Annotated in this window: 14 protein-coding genes and 1 pseudogene; 10 read left to right on the top strand and 5 right to left on the bottom strand. The window is 42.7% G+C overall.

The window, feature by feature from the left end; all coding sequences use genetic code 11:
* Positions 1 to 719: 719 nt before the first annotated feature.
* Positions 720 to 1,628 (top strand): M55 family metallopeptidase, encoded by a 909-nt coding sequence (locus ACZ45G_RS04570; RefSeq protein ID WP_464175494.1) that lies wholly within the window; start codon positions 720 to 722, stop codon positions 1,626 to 1,628.
* Positions 1,629 to 1,689: 61 nt separating this feature from the next.
* Here ACZ45G_RS04570 and ACZ45G_RS04565 read toward each other — a convergent pair whose 3' ends face one another.
* Positions 1,690 to 3,144, bottom strand: coding sequence for a 30S ribosomal protein S1 (locus ACZ45G_RS04565; RefSeq protein WP_464175493.1), 1,455 nt, complete (start codon positions 3,142 to 3,144; stop codon positions 1,690 to 1,692).
* 227 nt (positions 3,145 to 3,371) lie between these two features.
* Here ACZ45G_RS04565 and ACZ45G_RS04560 point away from each other — a divergent pair, with 227 nt between their 5' ends.
* Entirely contained in the window at positions 3,372 to 5,120 is a 1,749-nt protein-coding gene (locus ACZ45G_RS04560; protein WP_464175492.1) for a flagellar assembly protein A, read from the top strand.
* A 24-nt stretch (positions 5,121 to 5,144) separates the two neighbouring features.
* On the opposite strand, the gene uvrC is transcribed toward ACZ45G_RS04560, so the two are convergent.
* Positions 5,145 to 6,977 carry an excinuclease ABC subunit UvrC gene (gene uvrC, locus ACZ45G_RS04555; protein ID WP_464175491.1) on the bottom strand — a complete coding sequence of 611 codons (1,833 nt, stop codon included), beginning with the start codon at positions 6,975 to 6,977 and terminating at the stop codon, positions 5,145 to 5,147.
* Between the two features lie 3 nt (positions 6,978 to 6,980).
* Positions 6,981 to 8,975 carry an excinuclease ABC subunit UvrB gene (uvrB, locus tag ACZ45G_RS04550; protein WP_464175490.1) on the bottom strand — a complete coding sequence of 665 codons (1,995 nt, stop codon included), beginning with the start codon at positions 8,973 to 8,975 and terminating at the stop codon, positions 6,981 to 6,983.
* Positions 8,976 to 9,206: 231 nt separating this feature from the next.
* On the opposite strand from uvrB, the gene ACZ45G_RS04545 reads away from it, so the two are divergent.
* The 8 genes and pseudogenes from ACZ45G_RS04545 to ACZ45G_RS04510 form a co-directional block, all read left to right on the top strand.
* Positions 9,207 to 9,569, top strand: a complete 363-nt coding sequence (locus tag ACZ45G_RS04545) for a CoA-binding protein (RefSeq protein ID WP_464175489.1) — start codon at positions 9,207 to 9,209, stop codon at positions 9,567 to 9,569.
* A 49-nt stretch (positions 9,570 to 9,618) separates the two neighbouring features.
* On the top strand, positions 9,619 to 9,843 hold the full coding sequence (locus tag ACZ45G_RS04540; RefSeq protein ID WP_464175488.1) for a hypothetical protein: 225 nt from the start codon (positions 9,619 to 9,621) through the stop codon (positions 9,841 to 9,843).
* Between the two features lie 149 nt (positions 9,844 to 9,992).
* Positions 9,993 to 11,426: an IS21 family transposase gene (istA, locus tag ACZ45G_RS04535; RefSeq protein ID WP_464179869.1), complete on the top strand. Its 1,434-nt coding sequence runs from the start codon at positions 9,993 to 9,995 to the stop codon at positions 11,424 to 11,426.
* On the top strand, positions 11,426 to 12,169 hold the full coding sequence (gene istB, locus ACZ45G_RS04530; RefSeq protein WP_464175487.1) for an IS21-like element helper ATPase IstB: 744 nt from the start codon (positions 11,426 to 11,428) through the stop codon (positions 12,167 to 12,169). Before istA ends, istB begins: the two co-directional genes overlap by 1 nt.
* Before the next feature lie 12 nt (positions 12,170 to 12,181).
* Positions 12,182 to 12,412 carry a hypothetical protein gene (locus ACZ45G_RS04525; RefSeq protein WP_464175486.1) on the top strand — a complete coding sequence of 77 codons (231 nt, stop codon included), beginning with the start codon at positions 12,182 to 12,184 and terminating at the stop codon, positions 12,410 to 12,412.
* A gap of 550 nt (positions 12,413 to 12,962) precedes the next feature.
* Positions 12,963 to 13,298 (top strand): transposase zinc-binding domain-containing protein, encoded by a 336-nt coding sequence (locus ACZ45G_RS04520; RefSeq protein ID WP_464175485.1) that lies wholly within the window; start codon positions 12,963 to 12,965, stop codon positions 13,296 to 13,298.
* Between the two features lie 122 nt (positions 13,299 to 13,420).
* Complete coding sequence (locus ACZ45G_RS04515; protein ID WP_464175484.1) at positions 13,421 to 14,122, top strand: transposase; 702 nt, start codon at positions 13,421 to 13,423, stop codon at positions 14,120 to 14,122.
* Positions 14,123 to 14,649: 527 nt separating this feature from the next.
* Positions 14,650 to 14,751, top strand: a pseudogene (locus ACZ45G_RS04510) (hypothetical protein); the annotation flags it as partial.
* Positions 14,752 to 14,767: 16 nt separating this feature from the next.
* On the opposite strand, the gene ACZ45G_RS04505 reads toward ACZ45G_RS04510, so the two are convergent.
* Together ACZ45G_RS04505 and ACZ45G_RS04500 are read right to left on the bottom strand one after the other, a co-directional pair.
* On the bottom strand, positions 14,768 to 16,855 hold the full coding sequence (locus ACZ45G_RS04505; RefSeq protein ID WP_464175483.1) for an Lcl C-terminal domain-containing protein: 2,088 nt from the start codon (positions 16,853 to 16,855) through the stop codon (positions 14,768 to 14,770).
* 769 nt (positions 16,856 to 17,624) lie between these two features.
* Entirely contained in the window at positions 17,625 to 18,431 is an 807-nt protein-coding gene (locus ACZ45G_RS04500) for a transposase (protein WP_464175482.1), read from the bottom strand.
* Between the last annotated feature and the right edge of the window lie 27 nt (positions 18,432 to 18,458).

Here is an 18,458-nt window from a genome sequence, read left to right as displayed (position 1 = left end):
TTTCGCAATATCAAATTTAGGGCAATTGCGTGACAACTCCGTAAAATCAATCCCAAAATATCGCCACAGCTTGATCACCACCCTGGGACCACAATGGTGAGCCCAATAAATTTTGTTACCGGGCATGCCTGTTCAATTTCATCACAAAACAGAATATACCATTTTTTTGGGTTCGCCATCCACTTGTCCCATTGGGTATTTGCCAGAATAATCGTTATTCTGGCACAATATCAAAAGACCCGGTATTTTGGAAAGGATTTATTTTATAGGGGGGATTGGATAGAGGCTATGAATCCATATGAATGTACAAATATTCTGACATCTATCCTGGCTCAAAATCCAAACTCTAACAATATCACATTGCTGATTATAGATGGGGATGTCCTTTATTCTGTGTGGATACTATTTTTGGATTAAATATCATAATTTCTCCCACATTCTATTCAGATTAAAACGCTACCACATGATGCCAGCATGGTATATATTTTCCTACCTAATCAATTAAAACTTATAATTTGCAATACTTATACCAAGAAAGAAAAATTTAATCTTCTCCCAAAAAGTTACTGCGAATTTCTGGTGAGGGATCCAAAGTTGTCATCCCCGACGAAATGCCGGAAAAACCTTGATATCCCATGAAACACAGCCTATTATCTGACCTTTATTGTGACCTGATATTTTATTGAGATCCGGCCGGACGTTAAAAGAAGAGGGGTAGATTGCAACACAAAAAAATTCTCATCATTGCCGATATAGAAGGCAGTTCAGGCTGTTTTGATTATCCTTCCGCCTCCTTCATGGGCAGAGGATGGCCCCAGGCATGCCTGGAGATGAGCCGTGATATCAATGCCATTGTCGTGGCCCTGTTCGCTGCCGGGATTCAACAGGTTTATGTGAAAGATTTCCACAGAACAGGTTACAACCTGCTTCCCCAGCATATTGATCCCAGGGCGATCCTGATGCAAGGGTATTCAAAAGGACCTGTTCCGGGCATTGGAAATCCCCCGGATGCCACCGGTATCTTCATGGTGGGGATGCATGCGCCTTCCGGGGCCAAGGGATTTTTACCCCATACATTAACCTCCAGAATATCCAGGCTCATGGTCAATGGACAGTTGATGACCGAGGCCCAGCTTTTTTCAGCATCCCTGGCACCCTTTGGAATGACGCCACTCTTCTTTTCAGGATGCCCCGTTGCCTGCCGGTATGCTGCCGCAGCCATTACAGGAATCTTATGCCTTGACATTGATAAATTTGGAGAGAAGCCCTTTGATGCTATTTTCTGGCGAAAGGAACTGGCGTTCCTGGCGGTGAAGGCAATCGAAACGCCAAAATCCCGGGTCTATGATCCCCCGGGCCCCTTCCATGCCGTTGTCACCCTGCGCGACGGGAAAAAAGCGGCCCGGACCATTGCTGGCAGATGGAAACTTACCCAAAAGGGAGCAGATCTTCACCTTTATGCATTAACCCTCCAGGAATTGTATGGGATGTTCATCAGGCTTGCCTACCTGACCCCCTTTTCCCAAAGGCTTCTCCCCCTGGGTCTGCCCCTGTATAACCTGATGGGAAGAATAGGCCGCATCTGGGCAGAAAAGCAACCGCCCCTTTCAAACAAAAAGGGGCGGTAAGACAAATAAAAGCACCCCTGCCCCGGTATTGGGCTTTAAATTCCGGAGAAAGGCAAAGGGCTTATTTTTTCTTGTTCATGGCCTCGCGAAAAAGGCTTTCCATGGTACCCATGGTCTCTTTTTTCGGATCCGGGGCAAAGGATTTCCAATCGTCAGACTCTTTTTGCTCCGGAGATCCCAGGGTGATTCTTCTGTTATCTTCGTCAACCGCCTGGACGAGCACGGGGATCGAATCACCGGGTTTCAGTCGTTCATAATCGCTTGAAGAAGCGGCATTGCGGATATTTGATATGGGCATCAGCCCGGTGATTCCAGGTTCCAGGTTCATAAAAAAACCAAAGGTCTCTTTCTTTTCAAGGGTCACATCCACCACCGCTCCTGGAATATATTTGGTGGTGATCCCTGTCCAGGGATCTCCCAGTCCATCCTTGATACTCAAAGAAATCCGCTTGCTGTCCTGGTCAATGGCCTTGATCACCACCTGGACTTGTTCTCCCTGCTGCACCACATCTTCGGGCCTGAGGACTCGTTTGGTATGGCTCATTTCACTGATGTGAACAAGACCGTCAACCCCGGGAGCAAGCTCCACAAAGGCACCAAAGGCAGCCAGACGGACCACTTTCCCCATCACCTGGTCTCCGGGTTTAAATGCACTTCCCATATTATCCCAGGGGTTGGCATCCACCTGTTTGATGGAAAGAGAAATTTTGGGGGTATCCCCTTCCCGGGTCTCAATCTTCAGCAATTTAACCGTCACCATATCCCCGGCCTGGACAATTTCATCAGCTTTTTCCACCCGGGACCAGCTTAACTCTGAAATATGGGCCATGCCTTCAACCCCCGGTGCAACCTCGATAAAGGCACCAAAGGGCATGAGCTTGGTCACGCATCCCTGGACGATATCGCCTTCAGAAACCTTTGCCAAAAATAATTTTTGTTCCTCTTTGATCTGTTCGTTGAGGAGGTCTCTTCGGGAGACCACAATATTTCGACCCTTTTCTTCAAACCGGGAAATCAAAAAATGATGGGTCTGCCCCACATAGTCTTCCGGATTTTCCACATACCGGACATCCATCTGACTGACAGGACAAAAGGCCCTTTTCCCCAGGATATCCACATCAAATCCCCCTTTGATAACACCGGTCACCTTTCCTTCAACAGGGGTCTGGTTTCTTGCGGCATCTTCCAGCATGGTGACTTTTCCGGCACCGGAAATTGCCTTGGACAGGATTACTTCACTTTCGCTCAGGGAAACCACATATAATTTTAGGATATCATTGGCCTGAAAAGGCAGTTCTCCGTTCTCATCCAGAAGCTCAATTTTATCCACCACCCCATCGCTTTTAGTGCCCGTGTCAATATAAACACTGGACTTACCAATGGAAATGATCTTTCCCTCAACCATATCTCCTTGTTTGAGTTCTTGACCAATCTTTGCATCATAGGAATTAAAAAGCTCCTCAAAGCTCATCTCATCCATATCTTCTGGATCATTGCCTTCAAATTTCTCTGTCATCTTCCTTCTCCCGGACCAATAGTGTTATATTCTGATTGAGTACTATACTTTACCGGTTCTGGTGTAAAGCGAAAAAAAAGCCTTTTAAAAAAAGACTTTTGCAAATTTTCCCATAAAAGCGTAAGATTAAAGGAATTTATATATACCTTTCATGGGAGCCTGTGATTTTCTTCTTGGATATGTAAGTTGCCCCGGATACAGACAAACTCGTTTTAAAGGATTTTCAAATGAACACTCAAAATCCCTTTCCAGAAGTCCCTTTGGCCAAGGATAGACTGCAGGACAAAGCAGATATTCTTGAAAACAATCTATTTAGTGCCGTGTCTAAACAGAAGGATAAGATCAAGCTCCAATTTAAAATCAGCAGGGAACAATTTCCAGATGCCGTCATTTTAAAGGCTCTATCCCAACTATTCCCACGTATTAATATCAAGGGAAATACAATTTTATTAATACTCAAAAAAATGCTGTCCCGGACTATCCCGAAAGATAACCATTTGAAAATAAAAAAACAATTACTGAATTTGGCTAAAACAGAGAACCCAGACCTATCCCGCCTCGAGCTGACCCTGGAAATCATATTTACCTGCAAACTTCTCAGCTTGGCACTCAAGGGAACCCCGGAAATCCCCAGCCGGGACGGGGTCATTGCCAAGGCTTTTTTTGACCATGCCTCCTGCCCGGGGATGCTGTTGAAAAACGGCGGAATTGATTATCGGGAAATCAACCGCTATCCCATTGTCAAAGAAGGGAATAACCTGTTTTTCATTGCCCCGGAATCCCAGGGTAAACCCGGTATGGGATATGAAGGTCAGATCATCCAGGTCCCCAAAGCCCTTCCCCTTGAATTAAATATAAACGGCGGGGTTGATCGGGTGGACACGCTGGATACAGAGAAAAACCCGGGTTATTTTCTTAAAGCCAGCAAAACAGGGGTTGTATTGTTGACCCGGACCGACAGTCTCATAACGGGTATTGAAATCAGCGATGAACTGGATGTAAACCGCCTGGACTACTCCACCGGAAATATCGGGACCCATTTTATCTGCCCCATCAGCATGAAAATTGATACCATCTGTGGCGGGTTCAAGATCAGAGCCAGGGGAATGGTGACAGCCAATGTCCTGGAAGGCGGTGATATTGAAACAGATAGCCAGGCACAAGTCCATACCATAGAACCGGGAAGCAAGGTCACGGCCCAGGAGGACATTGTTTTTCATTTTGCAAGAAATGCGATGCTGACCTCGAAAACAGGTTGCATTACGATTCTGGAAGAACTAATGGATTCCACTCTTTTTTCAAGAGGTATTTCCTTTGAAAAAAACAGGGGAACCCTTATTGGCAATACCCTGGACGCAGAGACCATCCTGCTAAAAAACATCTATTTTTGTGGTGAGAACACCCTCTATTTTGGCCGCAGACTCTTTGCCGAACGGCAAGGCCTATTTGACTCCCGGGAAAAGCTCGAACAAAAAATACTCTCTTCCGATGGAAAAGAAAAAGAGTTGATGGAGCACTTTCTTCATGAACTCAAACGGCTCACAAAAGCCACTAAAAGTAATCCCATGCTGAAGGAAAATATCAAAAATCTTATCCTGGCAACCCGGACAATGGATTTTGATGTCCTTGACAGAGAACTTGAAATCATTGGCAAATTGATGAACACAAAAGAAGTCTCTGCCATTCAAAATCGGATAGAGGCCCTAAAAGGAATTAAGAACAAACCGTTTAAAGAACAGGCGAAAGAACTCAATGGAAAAATTGATAAAACAAACCAAAGGATGTCAGTAATGACCCTTACGATTGAGGGCCTTCTCAGACGGGCTGGCACCCTCAAAATATATACCGGGGCAGTGGAAAATGACCTTCCTCAAAAACCGGAAGTGTTCGTTGAATCGGAAAAAGATGGGGATACATTCATAAAAATAGACTGCACCTACACCCCCCGCCAGGGTTTCAAGATCACCCGAAATTAAATCGGGCAAAAGTACCGGGGTCGCTTATCCAGCATTTAATTCCCTTAACAGGCGTTTGGCCAAGTCCCAGGTTATCCCCGGCAAAGCGGATAACTCTTCCAAGGAGGCTTTTTTCATATTTCCAATCCCCTTGTACCGGGTGAGCAGCATTTTTTTCTTTTTCGGGCCAAGGCCGTGGATGGAATCCAGAATGGAAAGAGCGCCTCGTTTTTCCCGTCGTTTTCGCTGGAAGGTAATGGCAAACCTGTGGGCCTCATCCCTTACCCGCTCCAAAAGATAGAGGGCCTTTCTGGCCTGGCCGATATTTAACGGATTTGACCGCCCCGGCACATAGATTTTATCAAAGGCCTCCCCCTTTGTCTTGTCTCGTTTGGCAAGACCGGCCAGGGAAAAAGACCGGTCCAGGCCAAGATCCGTCAACACGGCCAGGGCCATTCCCAACTGACCCTTTCCCCCATCCACCACCAAAAGGTCCGGCCAGGCAATCTCTTCTTTTGTTTTGGAAAACCGCCGTTCAAGGACCTGGTACATATAGGCATAATCATCCTGGAACTCGATGCCCTTTATAATATACTTTCGATAGGCAGCCTTATCCGGTCTGCCGTTTGTAAAGACCACCATGGAGGACACCGGGTCCTGGCCGGATATATTCGAATTGTCAAAGCACTCTATGCGGCGGGGCAGATTTTCCATTCCCATGAGGGATTTAAGCAACACCAGGGATGCCTGCTCCTCTTCCTCCCTGAGCAGAATCTTTTCAAGTTCCTGGGATGCATTGACCAGGGCCATGTTCACCAAGCGTTTTTTCTCTCCCCGCTCCGGAGAATGGACCATCACTCGGTTCCCCAGGCTTTGGGTGAGCCGCTCCTCAATTTCGCTGCTATTTTCAATCCGTTGACTCAGCAAAACCGAGGCCGGCAAAAAACGGGTCTTTCCATAATATTGGTCCACAAAGGCGGCAAGGACCTCATCGGGCTCTTTAAACCCGAGATCCAGGGGATAATGAACCGTATCAATCAAAAGGCCGGACCGGACCATCATAACCGTGACCACGGCCTTTCCCTTGTCCCATGCAAGCCCCATGACATCCCGGTCTCGCATGTCCGGGCACACCACCACCTGTTTTTCCATTATATTTTCAATGGCAAAAATCGCATCTCTTTTCTCGGCAGCCTTTTCAAACTCCTGAACACCTGCATGGACCTTCATTTCAGCGCTTAACCGTTTTACCACCTGCCTGGATTTCCCCCTTAGAAACAGGATGGCGTCCTTTACCTGTTTTTTATACTCCAATGGATCAACCTCGTTGCAGCACGGTCCCAAACAGGCTTTCATTTGATAATTGAGGCAAGGCCTGGAACGATTTTTAAACTGGGTATTCTGGCATTTCCTGAGTTTAAAAATCTTTTGAATCTGTTTTAAAGTCCTTTTGACACTCAGGGAAGAAGAATAGGGCCCAAAATAAAGGGCATGGTCATTCTTGATGTTGCGTACCCGCTGAATCGCCGGATAGGATTCATTCATATCAATGCGCAGCAGGGGATAATTTTTCCCGTCCTTTAAGATCACATTGTATTTCGGGTTGTGCTCCTTGATGAGATTGGCTTCAAGGATAAAGGCTTCATGGTCCGATGCAGTGATGACCAGATCAAAAGAAGTGATCATCTCAATAAGGGCTGCGGTTTTGGTATCGGGTTGCTGCTTTGAGATAAAATAGGAGGACAGCCTTTTTTTAAGGTCCTTGGCCTTGCCCACATAGATAATTTTCCCCCTGGCATCCTTCATCAAATAAACACCGGGGCTATGGGGGGATTGGCTATATTTTTCCTGGAGGGTCTGGTCTATTGGATTATTCACCGCTTAATTAAGCCTTATCTTGTTAAATTCCCTGATTTTATCCCGATATTCAGCGGCCTTTTCAAATTCCAGGTTTTCAGCGGCTTTTTTCATCTTATATTCCAGGTCTTTGATGATCTCTTCAAGATCCAGCTCTTCTCCCCCATAGGCCCGGATCTCTTCATTAACCGCATCCGATGTCTTCTTCTCCCGGCTGTCTCCCATTCCATAATCAAGGGGATTGATCTTTTTTTGGATGGTGGCCGGCACAATATGGTGCTCAAGATTATGCTGCCGTTGAATTTCCCGACGGCGGTCGGTTTCAAACAGGGCTTTTGTCATGGATTTGGTCTCTTTTTCCGCATACATGATCACCCGGCCGAACACATTCCGTGCAGCCCGGCCAAAGATCTGAATAAAGGACCGAAAGGATCGCAAAAACCCTTCCTTGTCCGCATCCAGAATGGCCACCAGAGAAACTTCGGGAATATCCAGTCCTTCCCTGAGCAAATTGATGCCGATGAGCACATCAAAGAGCCCCCGACGAAGATCCTGGATAATATCAATCCTTTCCATGGTCCCGATATCGGAATGCAGGTACTTCACCTTAATCCCCAGGTCGGCATAATAATCGGTCAGGTCTTCGGCCATCCGCTTTGTCAGGGTGGTGACCAATACCCGTTCATGGGCTTCCACCCGTTTGATGATCTCTTCATATAAATCATCCACCTGGGTCTTGGCACTCCTGATCTCAATTTCTGGGTCCAGAAGGCCTGTGGGACGGACGATCTGTTCTGCCACCCGCTGCCCTGCCCGCTCCATTTCATAATCTGCCGGTGTGGCCGACACATAGATAACCTGGGGGACCAGGGCCCTGAATTCTTCAAATTGAAGGGGCCGGTTGTCAATGGCCGAAGGGAGTCTGAACCCATGCTCCACAAGGGTGGTTTTCCTGGACCGGTCCGCCTTGTACATAGCCCCCAGCTGGGATACGGAGATATGGCTTTCATCAAAAAAGAGCAAAAAACCATCATCGATATAATCCAGCAAGGTGGGGGGCGGTTGGCCGGGTGCACGACCCGTGAGGTGTCTCGAATAATTTTCAATCCCGTTGCAATACCCGATTTCATTGAGCATTTCAATATCATACTGGGTCCTCTCTTCCAGACGCTGGGCCTCCACCAGGCGATTCTCCGATCGTAAAAATTCCAACCGCTGTTTCAATTCAACAATGATGCTTTCAACCGCTTTTTTCCGGGTCTGTTTTTTGGTCACATAATGGGAGGCCGGATAGATCACCATCTGGTCATATGATTTTAAAATATCTCCTTTGAGGGGATTGATCTCTGAAATTTGCTCAATGGTATCCCCGAAAAAATCGATGCGCACTGCCTTGTCCTCCTCATAGGCGGGGAAAATCTCCAGCCTATCCCCCCGGACCCGGAAAACCCCCCGATGGAAATCCATATCATTTCGGGTATACTGAATCTCCACAAACCGGGCGATGACATCTTCCCTTGAAATTTCCATATCCTTTGTCAGGGTTATTCTCAAGTCCAGATAGTCTTCCGGTGCTCCCAGGCCGTAAATACATGAGACCGAGGCCACCACAATGACATCTTTTCTGGCAAGGACCGAGCGGGTGGCCGAATGACGCATCTTGTCGATGACTTCGTTAATGGAGGAATCCTTCTGAATATAGGTATCACTTGACGGAAGATAGGCTTCGGGCTGATAATAGTCATAATAACTGACAAAATACTCAACACAATTATCAGGAAACAGCATTTTAAATTCATTGTACAACTGGGCCGCCAGTGTCTTGTTCGGGGCAATGATCAGGCTGGGTTTTTCAACCTGTTCTATGACATTGGCCATGGTAAATGTTTTGCCCGAACCTGTCACCCCCAGGAGCACCTGGTGCTGTTCATTGTCCAGAACGCCCTTTGTTAGGTATTCGATGGCGGCGGGCTGATCCCCGGTGGGTGAAAACTCCGATACCAGATTAAATAGGCCCATATGATCTTTTATCCCCTGTTCTCATTGTCTGCAAACCATTTAACGCACTATCGCGCGGGCTTTTAGCATTTAGGCATTAGCTGTTAGCTAAAAACCTAACAGCTAGCGGCGATACAATTAAATTAAGACTTTATTTCTTGTTATCAATTTCTTATTATCAATTTTTTAGTGTCACAATGGATTTAGCCTTAGATTATAGCATTCCCAGGACAAATGACCAAGGAGAGAAAAATGGAAACCGTAGCCGTCATCGGCGCAAGCCCAAACCAAGACAGATATGCCAACAAAGCCATACGGCTCCTGGTCGACCATGGCCACACTGTCATTCCCGTGGCCCCAAGGTATGAAACCATAGAAGGCAGGAAGGTCTACCCCAGCCTGGCACAAATTTCGGGAAAAATTGACACCGTGACCCTGTATGTGGGCCCGGCCCGCCAGGATGGAATCATCCAGGAAATAATCCAGACTGCCCCCAGGCGAGTAATCTTCAACCCGGACACAGAAAACCCAACAGCCTATGACAAACTAAAGGCTGCAGGAATTGAGGTGATCGAGGCCTGCACCCTGGTGCTCCTGAAAACAAATCAGTATTAACCGTGCGGAAATAAATCCCCCCTTTGGTTTCCATGCACTCAGACACTTGATGTCCTCCCTGCTTGATGATGATCCAAAGGTGTCGACAAACACCATTCAAAAGATATTAGGTCATGCCAGTCAGAGGACAACAGAAATTTATTTGCATGAACTTGACGGTGCTGTAGACACTGCTATGGATTCGATCTCTGGCAGGTTCACAAAGACAATTTCACAAAAAACCGCAACCCAAACCCGCAACCCAAAACAAAAAAAAGACTTTCAGAAACTCTGATGATCAGCGTCAGTTATAATTCCCGCCTAACGACAATTAAAATTCCCGAAAGGTAAAACCTTAAAAAAATGGTACGACTATCCAAATCACACTCAAAAGGAGAAATTTGGATGGTAACGGACCAACAAGTGAGGAGGTTATTCAAATTGATTCAAACAGAAAAGAATTTCGGGATGGCGGCAATGAAGGCGGGGGTGGATGAAAAAACCGCTCGCAAGTATCGTAATCAAGGCAAATTACCCAGTGAACTCACGGGGGAGCACACATGGAGAACACGCAAAGATTCATTTGAAGAAGTCTGGGATGGCATTAAATCAATGATAGAGATTAATCCGGGACTGGAAGCTAAGACCCTGTTTGAAGATCTTCAGAGAAGGCTTCCAGGTATGTTTGCCGATGGCCAACTGAGGACCCTACAACGCCGCATAAAACACTGGAAAGCCGTAGAAGGCCCACCTAAAGAAATATTCTTCAGTCAAATACATAAACCCGGAGAGTTATGCCAGTCGGACTTTACCCATATGGACAAACTGGGGGTAACCATAAACGGGATTCCCTTTAACCATATGATTTATCATTTTGTTTTGACCTATTCCAATTGGGAAACCGGGACTGTTTGTTTTTCAGAAAGCTTTGAGAGTTTGAGTCAGGGAGTTCAAAATGCTTTATGGGAGCTGGGAGGTGTGCCCGGAAACCATCGCACAGATCGTTTAACTACAGCAGTAAATAAGGCGGATAACCCTGAAGAATTTACCCGAAGATACCAAGATCTTGTCGATCACTATGGAATAATCCCCTGCAAAACAAACCCGAATAGCCCACATGAAAATGGAGATGTGGAACAACGCAATTATCGTTTTAAAAAGGCGGTTGATCAAACCCTGCTTTTAAGGGGTAGCCGGGACTTTGAAGATCGAGGCGCATATGAATGTCTTTTACACAAATTGTTTGCACAGTTAAATGCCGGTCGCATAAAACGTTTTATAGATGATCAGGCTGTTTTGCGCAGATTACCCAAACGCCGGATTGACTCATGTAAAAAAAAGGATATGAAAGTCGGTCCCAGCAGCACTATCCGGGTAAACAATAATGTGTATTCTGTAAACAGCAGACTTATTGGTGAGGGTGTGCAGGCTCGTCTGTACATGGAACGGTTAGAAATATGGTACGGCCAAAAAAAAGTTGATACCTTGCCAAGGCAACGTGGTGAAGGAAAACACATCATCAATTATCGACATATCATTGACAGCCTGATCCGAAAGCCGGGGGCATTCGAGAATTATCGTTATCGGGATGAACTGTTTCCCACCAGCAGATTCAGAATTGCGTATGACAATCTGGAAAAGCGTTATACAGCCAGGAGTGCTTCTAAACGATATCTGGCTATTTTATACCTGGCTGCTAAAGAAAGCGAAACTGCGGTAGACAATGCACTGAGAATTTTAATTGATACAAATGCGGATATTAGCAAGGCGCAGGTTCAAGCCCTTATGCTGTCCAACGTACCAGTTTTTAAGACTGATATCCACATCCAGGAAGTTGATTTAACATGCTATGACCAACTGCTTGAGGGGGTGATCTGATGCTAAGTGATCAGGATCAGATCGTTGAAAACCTCAAACAACTTCATATGCCAACCATACGCCGGAGTTATGAGGAGGTTGCAGGGCAGGCACGGGCAGAAACATGGAGCTACGAACAGTATCTTTTAGAACTGTTGAACCTCGAATGTGAAACAAGGCGGCAGAACCGGATATCCCGCAATCTCCATCTGTCCAAACTTCCACCATCAAAAACTTTTGAAAACTTTGATAAAAAACGCCTTCCCCCAAAGGTGGCCAACCATTTGAATGTTCTGATCAACGGCTCTTTTTTAAATCGATCCGAGAACATATTGGCCTTTGGTAATCCGGGCAGCGGCAAGACACACCTGTTATGTGCCATTGGCCATGCTCTTATTGAAAGAGGGAAACAGGTTCTTTTCATTTCATGCAGTCAGCTTGTTCAGGATTTATTGATCGCCAAAAAAGAGCTTGAAATGACCAAAAAACTAAAAAAACTGTCCAGATTTGATGCGGTCATCATTGATGATATCGGATATGTCCAACAAAGCCGGGAAGAGATGGAAGTGTTGTTTACCTTCCTGGCAGATCGTTATGAAAACAGCAGTCTGATGATTACCAGCAATCTGCCATTCTCCAAATGGGAAAAAATATTTAAAGATCCCATGACTACGGCAGCCGCTATTGACAGGCTTGTTCATCACAGTGTCATTCTGGAATTGAACATAGACAGTTATCGAATGGAACAAGCAAAAAATAAATAAAAGGAATGTCTAATGATATCAAATGAACAGAATTTGATTGCAGAATATACAAAATGTGAAATTGAAGAGATTATCAAAATGGTACGTTTAGAATTATATAATCAGGGGATTGGATGTGGTTCCAGGGCAATCAAAAAAAGACTGGAAAAATTTTACCAGATTGAGCCGTTGCCATCTGAAAGCACCATTGGGCGTGTCTTATCAAATCATGGTTTAACACATGGCAGAACCGGTTTTTATTAACGAAAGGACTTTTTACCAATTTTAAAGGGGGCCAGCCCCCAAACCCCCGGAGTTTATCGCATTGAGGACCAAAGTATGAGAGAAGACAAAAACCAAGAGATTAAAAAAGATGAGGCCGCACAATATCGTGCGGCCCTCATACTTCGGTCACCTTCTCGGCGCTCGGGTTGCTCTCCAGCATTACCCTATCCTCCGGAAGGATAAACATAAAAAACATAATCAGAGGGTGTTTGCAAGTATTTTTTAGTTAAATTAGTTGGTTATATAGAGGAGAAAACGGGAATTCTAATTGTCGTCGCAGGGAAAAAATAATTGTCGTTGATCACTCTGAAAACCCTTGATATACCGATCGGTATGCCAGGTGGTGTGGGAGGGCTCTTCAGTAATGGGAAGTCCAATCCCGATAGGCTCTCCGCCTTTATCATTCTTATATATTGTTTATATTTTTCAACACTTGTTGTATTTTTTCAACAAAACCTCTATACTATACAACCATATTTAATTTTCAAATGAAATATATTGAAAATCTTACCATTATTTCAGGTTTAATATGGCACAATCATCACCATATGTTTTTGATGTTTATCAGCCTCGCAATCCCAAAGCAAGCGCTTACTATAAGTGCGTTGAAAATCACTTTGAAGAATTAGAACAAGCATGGGATGATATGTATAAATCCCGCTATGGCTATTGGCGGACATATATCATGACTGTAATTTACAAATATTTGGATTGCGGTGATCTTCATTTCGGATTTGCCAGGGTCAAATGCGAAGATTGCGGTCATGAGCATTTATTGGCGTTCTCTTGTAAGCGCAGGCAATTTTGTCCATCTTGCCATCAGAAAAGGGTTGTAGAATATAGCGGCTGCTTACCAATGTTTTAAAGGATGTTTCCCACCGACAATGGGCCCGTTTTATATAATGTGGCAGTATTCCCAAAAGATTACGGATCTATTTTCTCTATGACCGCAAATTACTGGCAAAGCTCAGCATCTGTGGATGGAAGGTGCTCAGTGCCTATCTAAAATCAGCTGTTCCATATGATGGTGCTGTTCCCGGAGCCAGCATTGCTGTGCAGACTTACGGTGATTTTCAAAATTTCAATCCTCATCTCCACGCCATAGTTTCTGACGGCTGTTTTATGGATGATGACAGTTTTCAAATGGCACCAGGTTTTATATTAGAAAACCTTGAGGAAGCCTTTCAGTATGAAGTATTAAAAATGCTCAAAAAAGAGGAAAAAATAAATGATGCTGTTATCGAAAACATGCTTTCCTGGCATCATACTGGTTTCCATGTATATATTGGTGACCGGATTTATCCAGATGACAAAGCTGGTCTTGGCAATCTGGCCAATTACATTATCCGTGCCTGTTTCTCCCAGGAAAGAATGATCTATATTCCAGCAGAAGAATCAACTGACGGTATTGCCAAAGTGGTTTATACCTCCAAGGACAGAAAGTCCCGGAAAGTTTTTAATGCTCTGGACTGGCTGGCTCAACTGGTGACTCACATTCCCAATAGATACGAACAAACGGTTCGCTATTACGGTTTCTATTCAAACAAATCAAGAGGTTTAAGAAAAAAGGCTGATACTGATGATAATATCCCGGCCATTATACCCAATGAGCTATCTTCCAAAGAATTCCGGCAAAATTGGGCTCGGTTCATAGCGCTAAAGCTTCACTTCGTGCCAGAAAGTGTATGAATTTGATCCTTTGATTTGCCCAAAATGTCAGGGGCCTATGAGAATTATCAGTTTTATTGAAGAAATCGAAATTATAGAAATAATTATACGACACCTTGGGCTTTGGGATATACGCAATCATGACCCACCACAGCCTGATCCGGTTTATATCTCTGAATTGATTTACGATAATTAAGACTCCCAGATTCCAGCCTTTGACTATTGGAGTTGATTTTTTTTGAAATTGAATTGTGGAATTACTGGTGAATTATGCCCAAAATCATCAGAGATTTGATAATTTTCGATCTTTTTCAATAAAATCCAGACTATTTCCATCCCCCCACTTAATGCCTATGTTTTATTTCAGGAATGTTAAGACTCAACCAGGTACTGGCACAACATGTTGTGCCAGTACCTGGTTGAGTGCATATTTCAACTCTTAAATAATTTTTCATACTTTTCTTGACTAAAAGCATCTTCCTATCTGTTTAAGCGTACCAGCGGACTCGCTGAACTCAACGTTATTCACTAAATGGAAAAGAAAAATTATGGTACCAAAAGTTTTTATTTCGTATAGCTGGAGCGACCAACAACATCAAGAACTGGTTAAAAATTGGGCCGACAGACTAATCGCAGATGGAATTGATATTGTACTTGATAATCACTTTAATTACAACGTGATTTATCATAAAACTGTGTTTTACCAAGGTATTTGTCGGCATGTTTCGCTATATCATACTTACGCCATGTTTCTGGTTGTAAGAATCCGCCTCCAGAGGTTTGTTTAACACCGTAATCGTTTATAACTACTTCAACTTTTTCACCAACAAACCCCCTCACAACTCCTTCATATACAACAATGAACTCTTCTTTGGTTGCTGCTCCAAATAAGCTGTCTGCAATAATGTTTCCTGAGGATGTCGTAGTCTTCCATCTTTCCCGGTGATATACGGTACTGCCTGTCTTACAAAAACCTAACATTCCAAATTCACGTTCAGCTTTCTCTTTTGCAATTTGAGCTAACCGTTGTTTTTTTGCCTTTTCGGCAACTTTCCTTTCTTTAGCTAACTTATTTTCATTTGCTATACGGATTAACCGTTCTGATTCTATTTTTTCTTGTTTGATTAAGGTTACTAATTTTGTTTTGGCTTTATCTGTGAAAGGCGAGTCCGGGTATGTGCTTATAAATTGACGTATTTTTTTCGAACTTGAACTAGATAGCTTATACTCTTTTTCAATCACTAAATATTCAGGGTCTTTAAGCTCAGTGATAGCTTGAAATTTGAGCTTTCCATCAATAATTTCAAACTCAATTGTAGGTTCAAATCTTTTATCAGTAAGCATTTTTTTGAATTTTCTAGCATATTTAAGCTTGACTGGGATATAAACTGTTTCATGAAAATCGAATTGAAATAGATTAGCCGAATTGGATTTAATTACAGGATTAAAATTAATTTTGTCGATTGAAGTATCCCCTGTACTATAAAAAGCATCGCCAATAGAGAATGTTGAACCTTCAACTCTGTCTATACACAAATAAATAACATCGTTTTTTTTGATATTGAGGCCAGTTTTAGCATTTAATTCTGTAGACTCATTTAGATAAAGATTGTCTTTGTAGATGACATAGTTTGCCTTGAATCTGTTCATTTTTATCCCTTTAAGGTTAGTAAGGGACTTTATTTTGAGTAGCATCTCATTATTAAAGACGTATATCGCTTCCAAAATCATACGACCGCCCTTTGTTTTCATTGGCTTAGATAGAGCATTATTTAAACCTTGCACACTTCTAATTGGCTTAGATAAAGAAATTTTTTGAGATGTGACTTCTACGGTGAATAGCTCCTTATCCGCATCATATTGAACATCTTTTAGTGAAGGACTTCCATATAATATATGAACCGCTTTTTCTATTGCTTTTAAAGTATTAGCATTTTTATTTTCATTAAAACTTTTTATTTTCTGTTTTTTTTGCTGCTTTAATTTATCAACTTCAAGCTTCCATTCTTTTACCAAGTTAATATTCTGTTGGTCGATTATACTTTTATTTTCATCGTGTTTTTCTTTTTCTAATTGTTGTCTAAACTCGAAGTCAGAAGTTGTTTCAAATTCACCTTTAATAAGTTTAGGCTTAGTGAGATAAGGCTTTGTTATCGGTTTGTTAGGCAGATCGAGCTTTTCGTAACTAATTTTCTGTTGTTTTAGCAATTGAGCAACCAATGGCTCTATCCCACCCTTTTTATATGTATATTCACTGACACACACCGCTTTGAAATAGAAGTTATCATAAGATTTTTTTATGTCAGACTGTCTGAATCTTTCTTTGTATGCTAATCTTTGGTTGGGGTTGTAGTTGTATTTTACATGCGAATTTTCAGGTGATGATGACCAATACCGACTGTTCCAATCTTTTGCTGGATAGTTAACTAAGCCTATGTTTTTATCAAGTGTTTTAAATTCTTTTACAGTAGGTAGTCGCCATTTAACATTTCCTGTAGACATGTTTGAGCAATATTGTTCTGATTGTTCGTAGCGCGCTCTGCTCAAATATTTCTTACTCCATAGCTTTCCTTTAATTAAATATACATCTTTATTTAAATAAATGGCCGGATTATATTTTTTGTTTGTTTCGTCTATTTTGTAATCACTCTGCCATATGATATTCCCAGTGGTATTAGCCTTAACTTCTGGTGTGGTTACGCAGCCAATTGAAAATAAAACGAGAGATAAAATACCAATTATTCGTATCATCATTTATCCTTTTTGTGTATAAAATAACCTTTATAGCATACAATTAAAAATATTTATCAAAGACCTATAATGGATAGGAAGACGCTTTTCGTAACAAAAATCGTCTTCCTAAAGGTGTTAAAACCACTCGATTTGTCATAGCATTATAGCCGTCCTATTTTTTTAAAATTCTCTTTTCCAGGCCCTATTGATCAATTTTTATCGCAGTAAGATCTGATTTCGTTTTTTACCGCTTAAATTTAATTTCAGATAGCGGCCTCTTTTATAATTCAGATATACCGGTACTTACCGACTAATCGACTCAAAACATATTAGAACATTAGCTTTACAAACCCAATGTTCATCGCCATTTTTATTACTCATTTCGTTACCTCTTAATTGGTATTTAATCAGTTTTTTTTAAAAACGCAAGCTTACATATTTTCCACACATTTTCCACACATTTTCGATCTTCTATGCTTAGAGCCACGTCGGAAGTGATAAAATGGATGCTATTCCGTTTTTCGATGAATACAACCCGAGTTTTAATTCTCCGTTTTCTAAAATTGTTTTTTATCCCCACAATTCCCTCTTTTCTCCGGACGTTGAATATGGTGATTGTTTAGGGCATGCCTATCCGGATTGTGCACACAAACTGGATTAATCCATTGATTTCATAAAGAAAAATGTCCCAACAGTCATTTCTGGCCGAACATTTTAAAATTGCTTCTGATTATAACGGATTTGGGGGACGACTTCGTATGCCTTGCAATGAAGCGCTCGTCAATAGATTCTAAAGCCAGTTGTCATGGTAACGAAATTTATTGACACGTTCTGCAGGACACCGTAGCCCATCATGTTTTTTGATAGTCCAAGGATTTGAGGGGGCGAAATTATTGATAAGTACCCAACCCCGAATGCTCAATTCCGCTGCTGCTAAGGTGCCGTGGAAATATTGCGTTGAAAAAAGGTGTCGATGCATTCGTTGCATCAATCGGTCTATCATGTTACTGGTCCTGTGAGCTCCTGGAAAATCATATGCGTTTGAAAAGTTAGTAATATTTTTATGTAATTTCGATATAGGACACTCAATAACTTCGGGAACTTTTTCTTTGATTGCCCATTCGTGAAGCCTTCTTACACGTTGAGCAAAAGTTGCTTTAGATAGAGACCGGTAACAATCCCATAACTTTTCTGCGGCTTGAAAAAATTTATCCTTATATTTCTTTTTCGCTCGTTCTCGAATTTTGATATATATATGGAGAAAGCAATTAATTACAATGATGCTGGAAAAAATAGCTTTCCAGGTATTTTGGGTCGATTTCCAACCATCTGTATTTACAGTTTCGGGTTTATACTCTGGACTAACGCTCTGAGTTTCTTCCTTGAAAACACCGTATGCCATAGTTAAGTCCTTCTCATTAGCATTTTCAGCAATAGAAGCGCCAAGGATACATCCGTTACCTGATGTGGTAGCCACGTAAACCTTATTTCCCAAAATCCGTGAATGTTTTTCATCAGCAGCAACATGATTAGGCAAATATTCATTTTTTTTTACTGTCGTGCCAACAATACTGTTTCGACCAAGGGATTCTTCCATACGGAACCAATACATGGCATCTTTACT

The sequence above is a fragment of the Desulfoconvexum algidum genome, from assembly GCF_055382125.1.
The sequence above is the reverse complement of the archived record's forward strand: the minus strand, read 5'-3'. Positions and strand labels throughout refer to the sequence as shown.

What these genes read in the sequence shown, in the direction of transcription:
- ACZ45G_RS04565 (WP_464175493.1), bottom strand. Translation starts at nt 3,144, where the DNA reads ATGACAGAGAAATTTGAAGGCAATGATCCAGAAGATATGGATGAGATG.
- ACZ45G_RS04560 (WP_464175492.1), top strand. Translation starts at nt 3,372, where the DNA reads ATGAACACTCAAAATCCCTTTCCAGAAGTCCCTTTGGCCAAGGATAGA.
- uvrB (WP_464175490.1), bottom strand. Translation starts at nt 8,975, where the DNA reads ATGGGCCTATTTAATCTGGTATCGGAGTTTTCACCCACCGGGGATCAG.
- ACZ45G_RS04545 (WP_464175489.1), top strand. Translation starts at nt 9,207, where the DNA reads ATGGAAACCGTAGCCGTCATCGGCGCAAGCCCAAACCAAGACAGATAT.
- ACZ45G_RS04540 (WP_464175488.1), top strand. Translation starts at nt 9,619, where the DNA reads ATGTCCTCCCTGCTTGATGATGATCCAAAGGTGTCGACAAACACCATT.
- istB (WP_464175487.1), top strand. Translation starts at nt 11,426, where the DNA reads ATGCTAAGTGATCAGGATCAGATCGTTGAAAACCTCAAACAACTTCAT.
- ACZ45G_RS04525 (WP_464175486.1), top strand. Translation starts at nt 12,182, where the DNA reads ATGATATCAAATGAACAGAATTTGATTGCAGAATATACAAAATGTGAA.
- ACZ45G_RS04520 (WP_464175485.1), top strand. Translation starts at nt 12,963, where the DNA reads ATGGCACAATCATCACCATATGTTTTTGATGTTTATCAGCCTCGCAAT.
- ACZ45G_RS04505 (WP_464175483.1), bottom strand. Translation starts at nt 16,855, where the DNA reads ATGATGATACGAATAATTGGTATTTTATCTCTCGTTTTATTTTCAATT.
- ACZ45G_RS04500 (WP_464175482.1), bottom strand. Translation starts at nt 18,431, where the DNA reads ATGGAAGAATCCCTTGGTCGAAACAGTATTGTTGGCACGACAGTAAAA.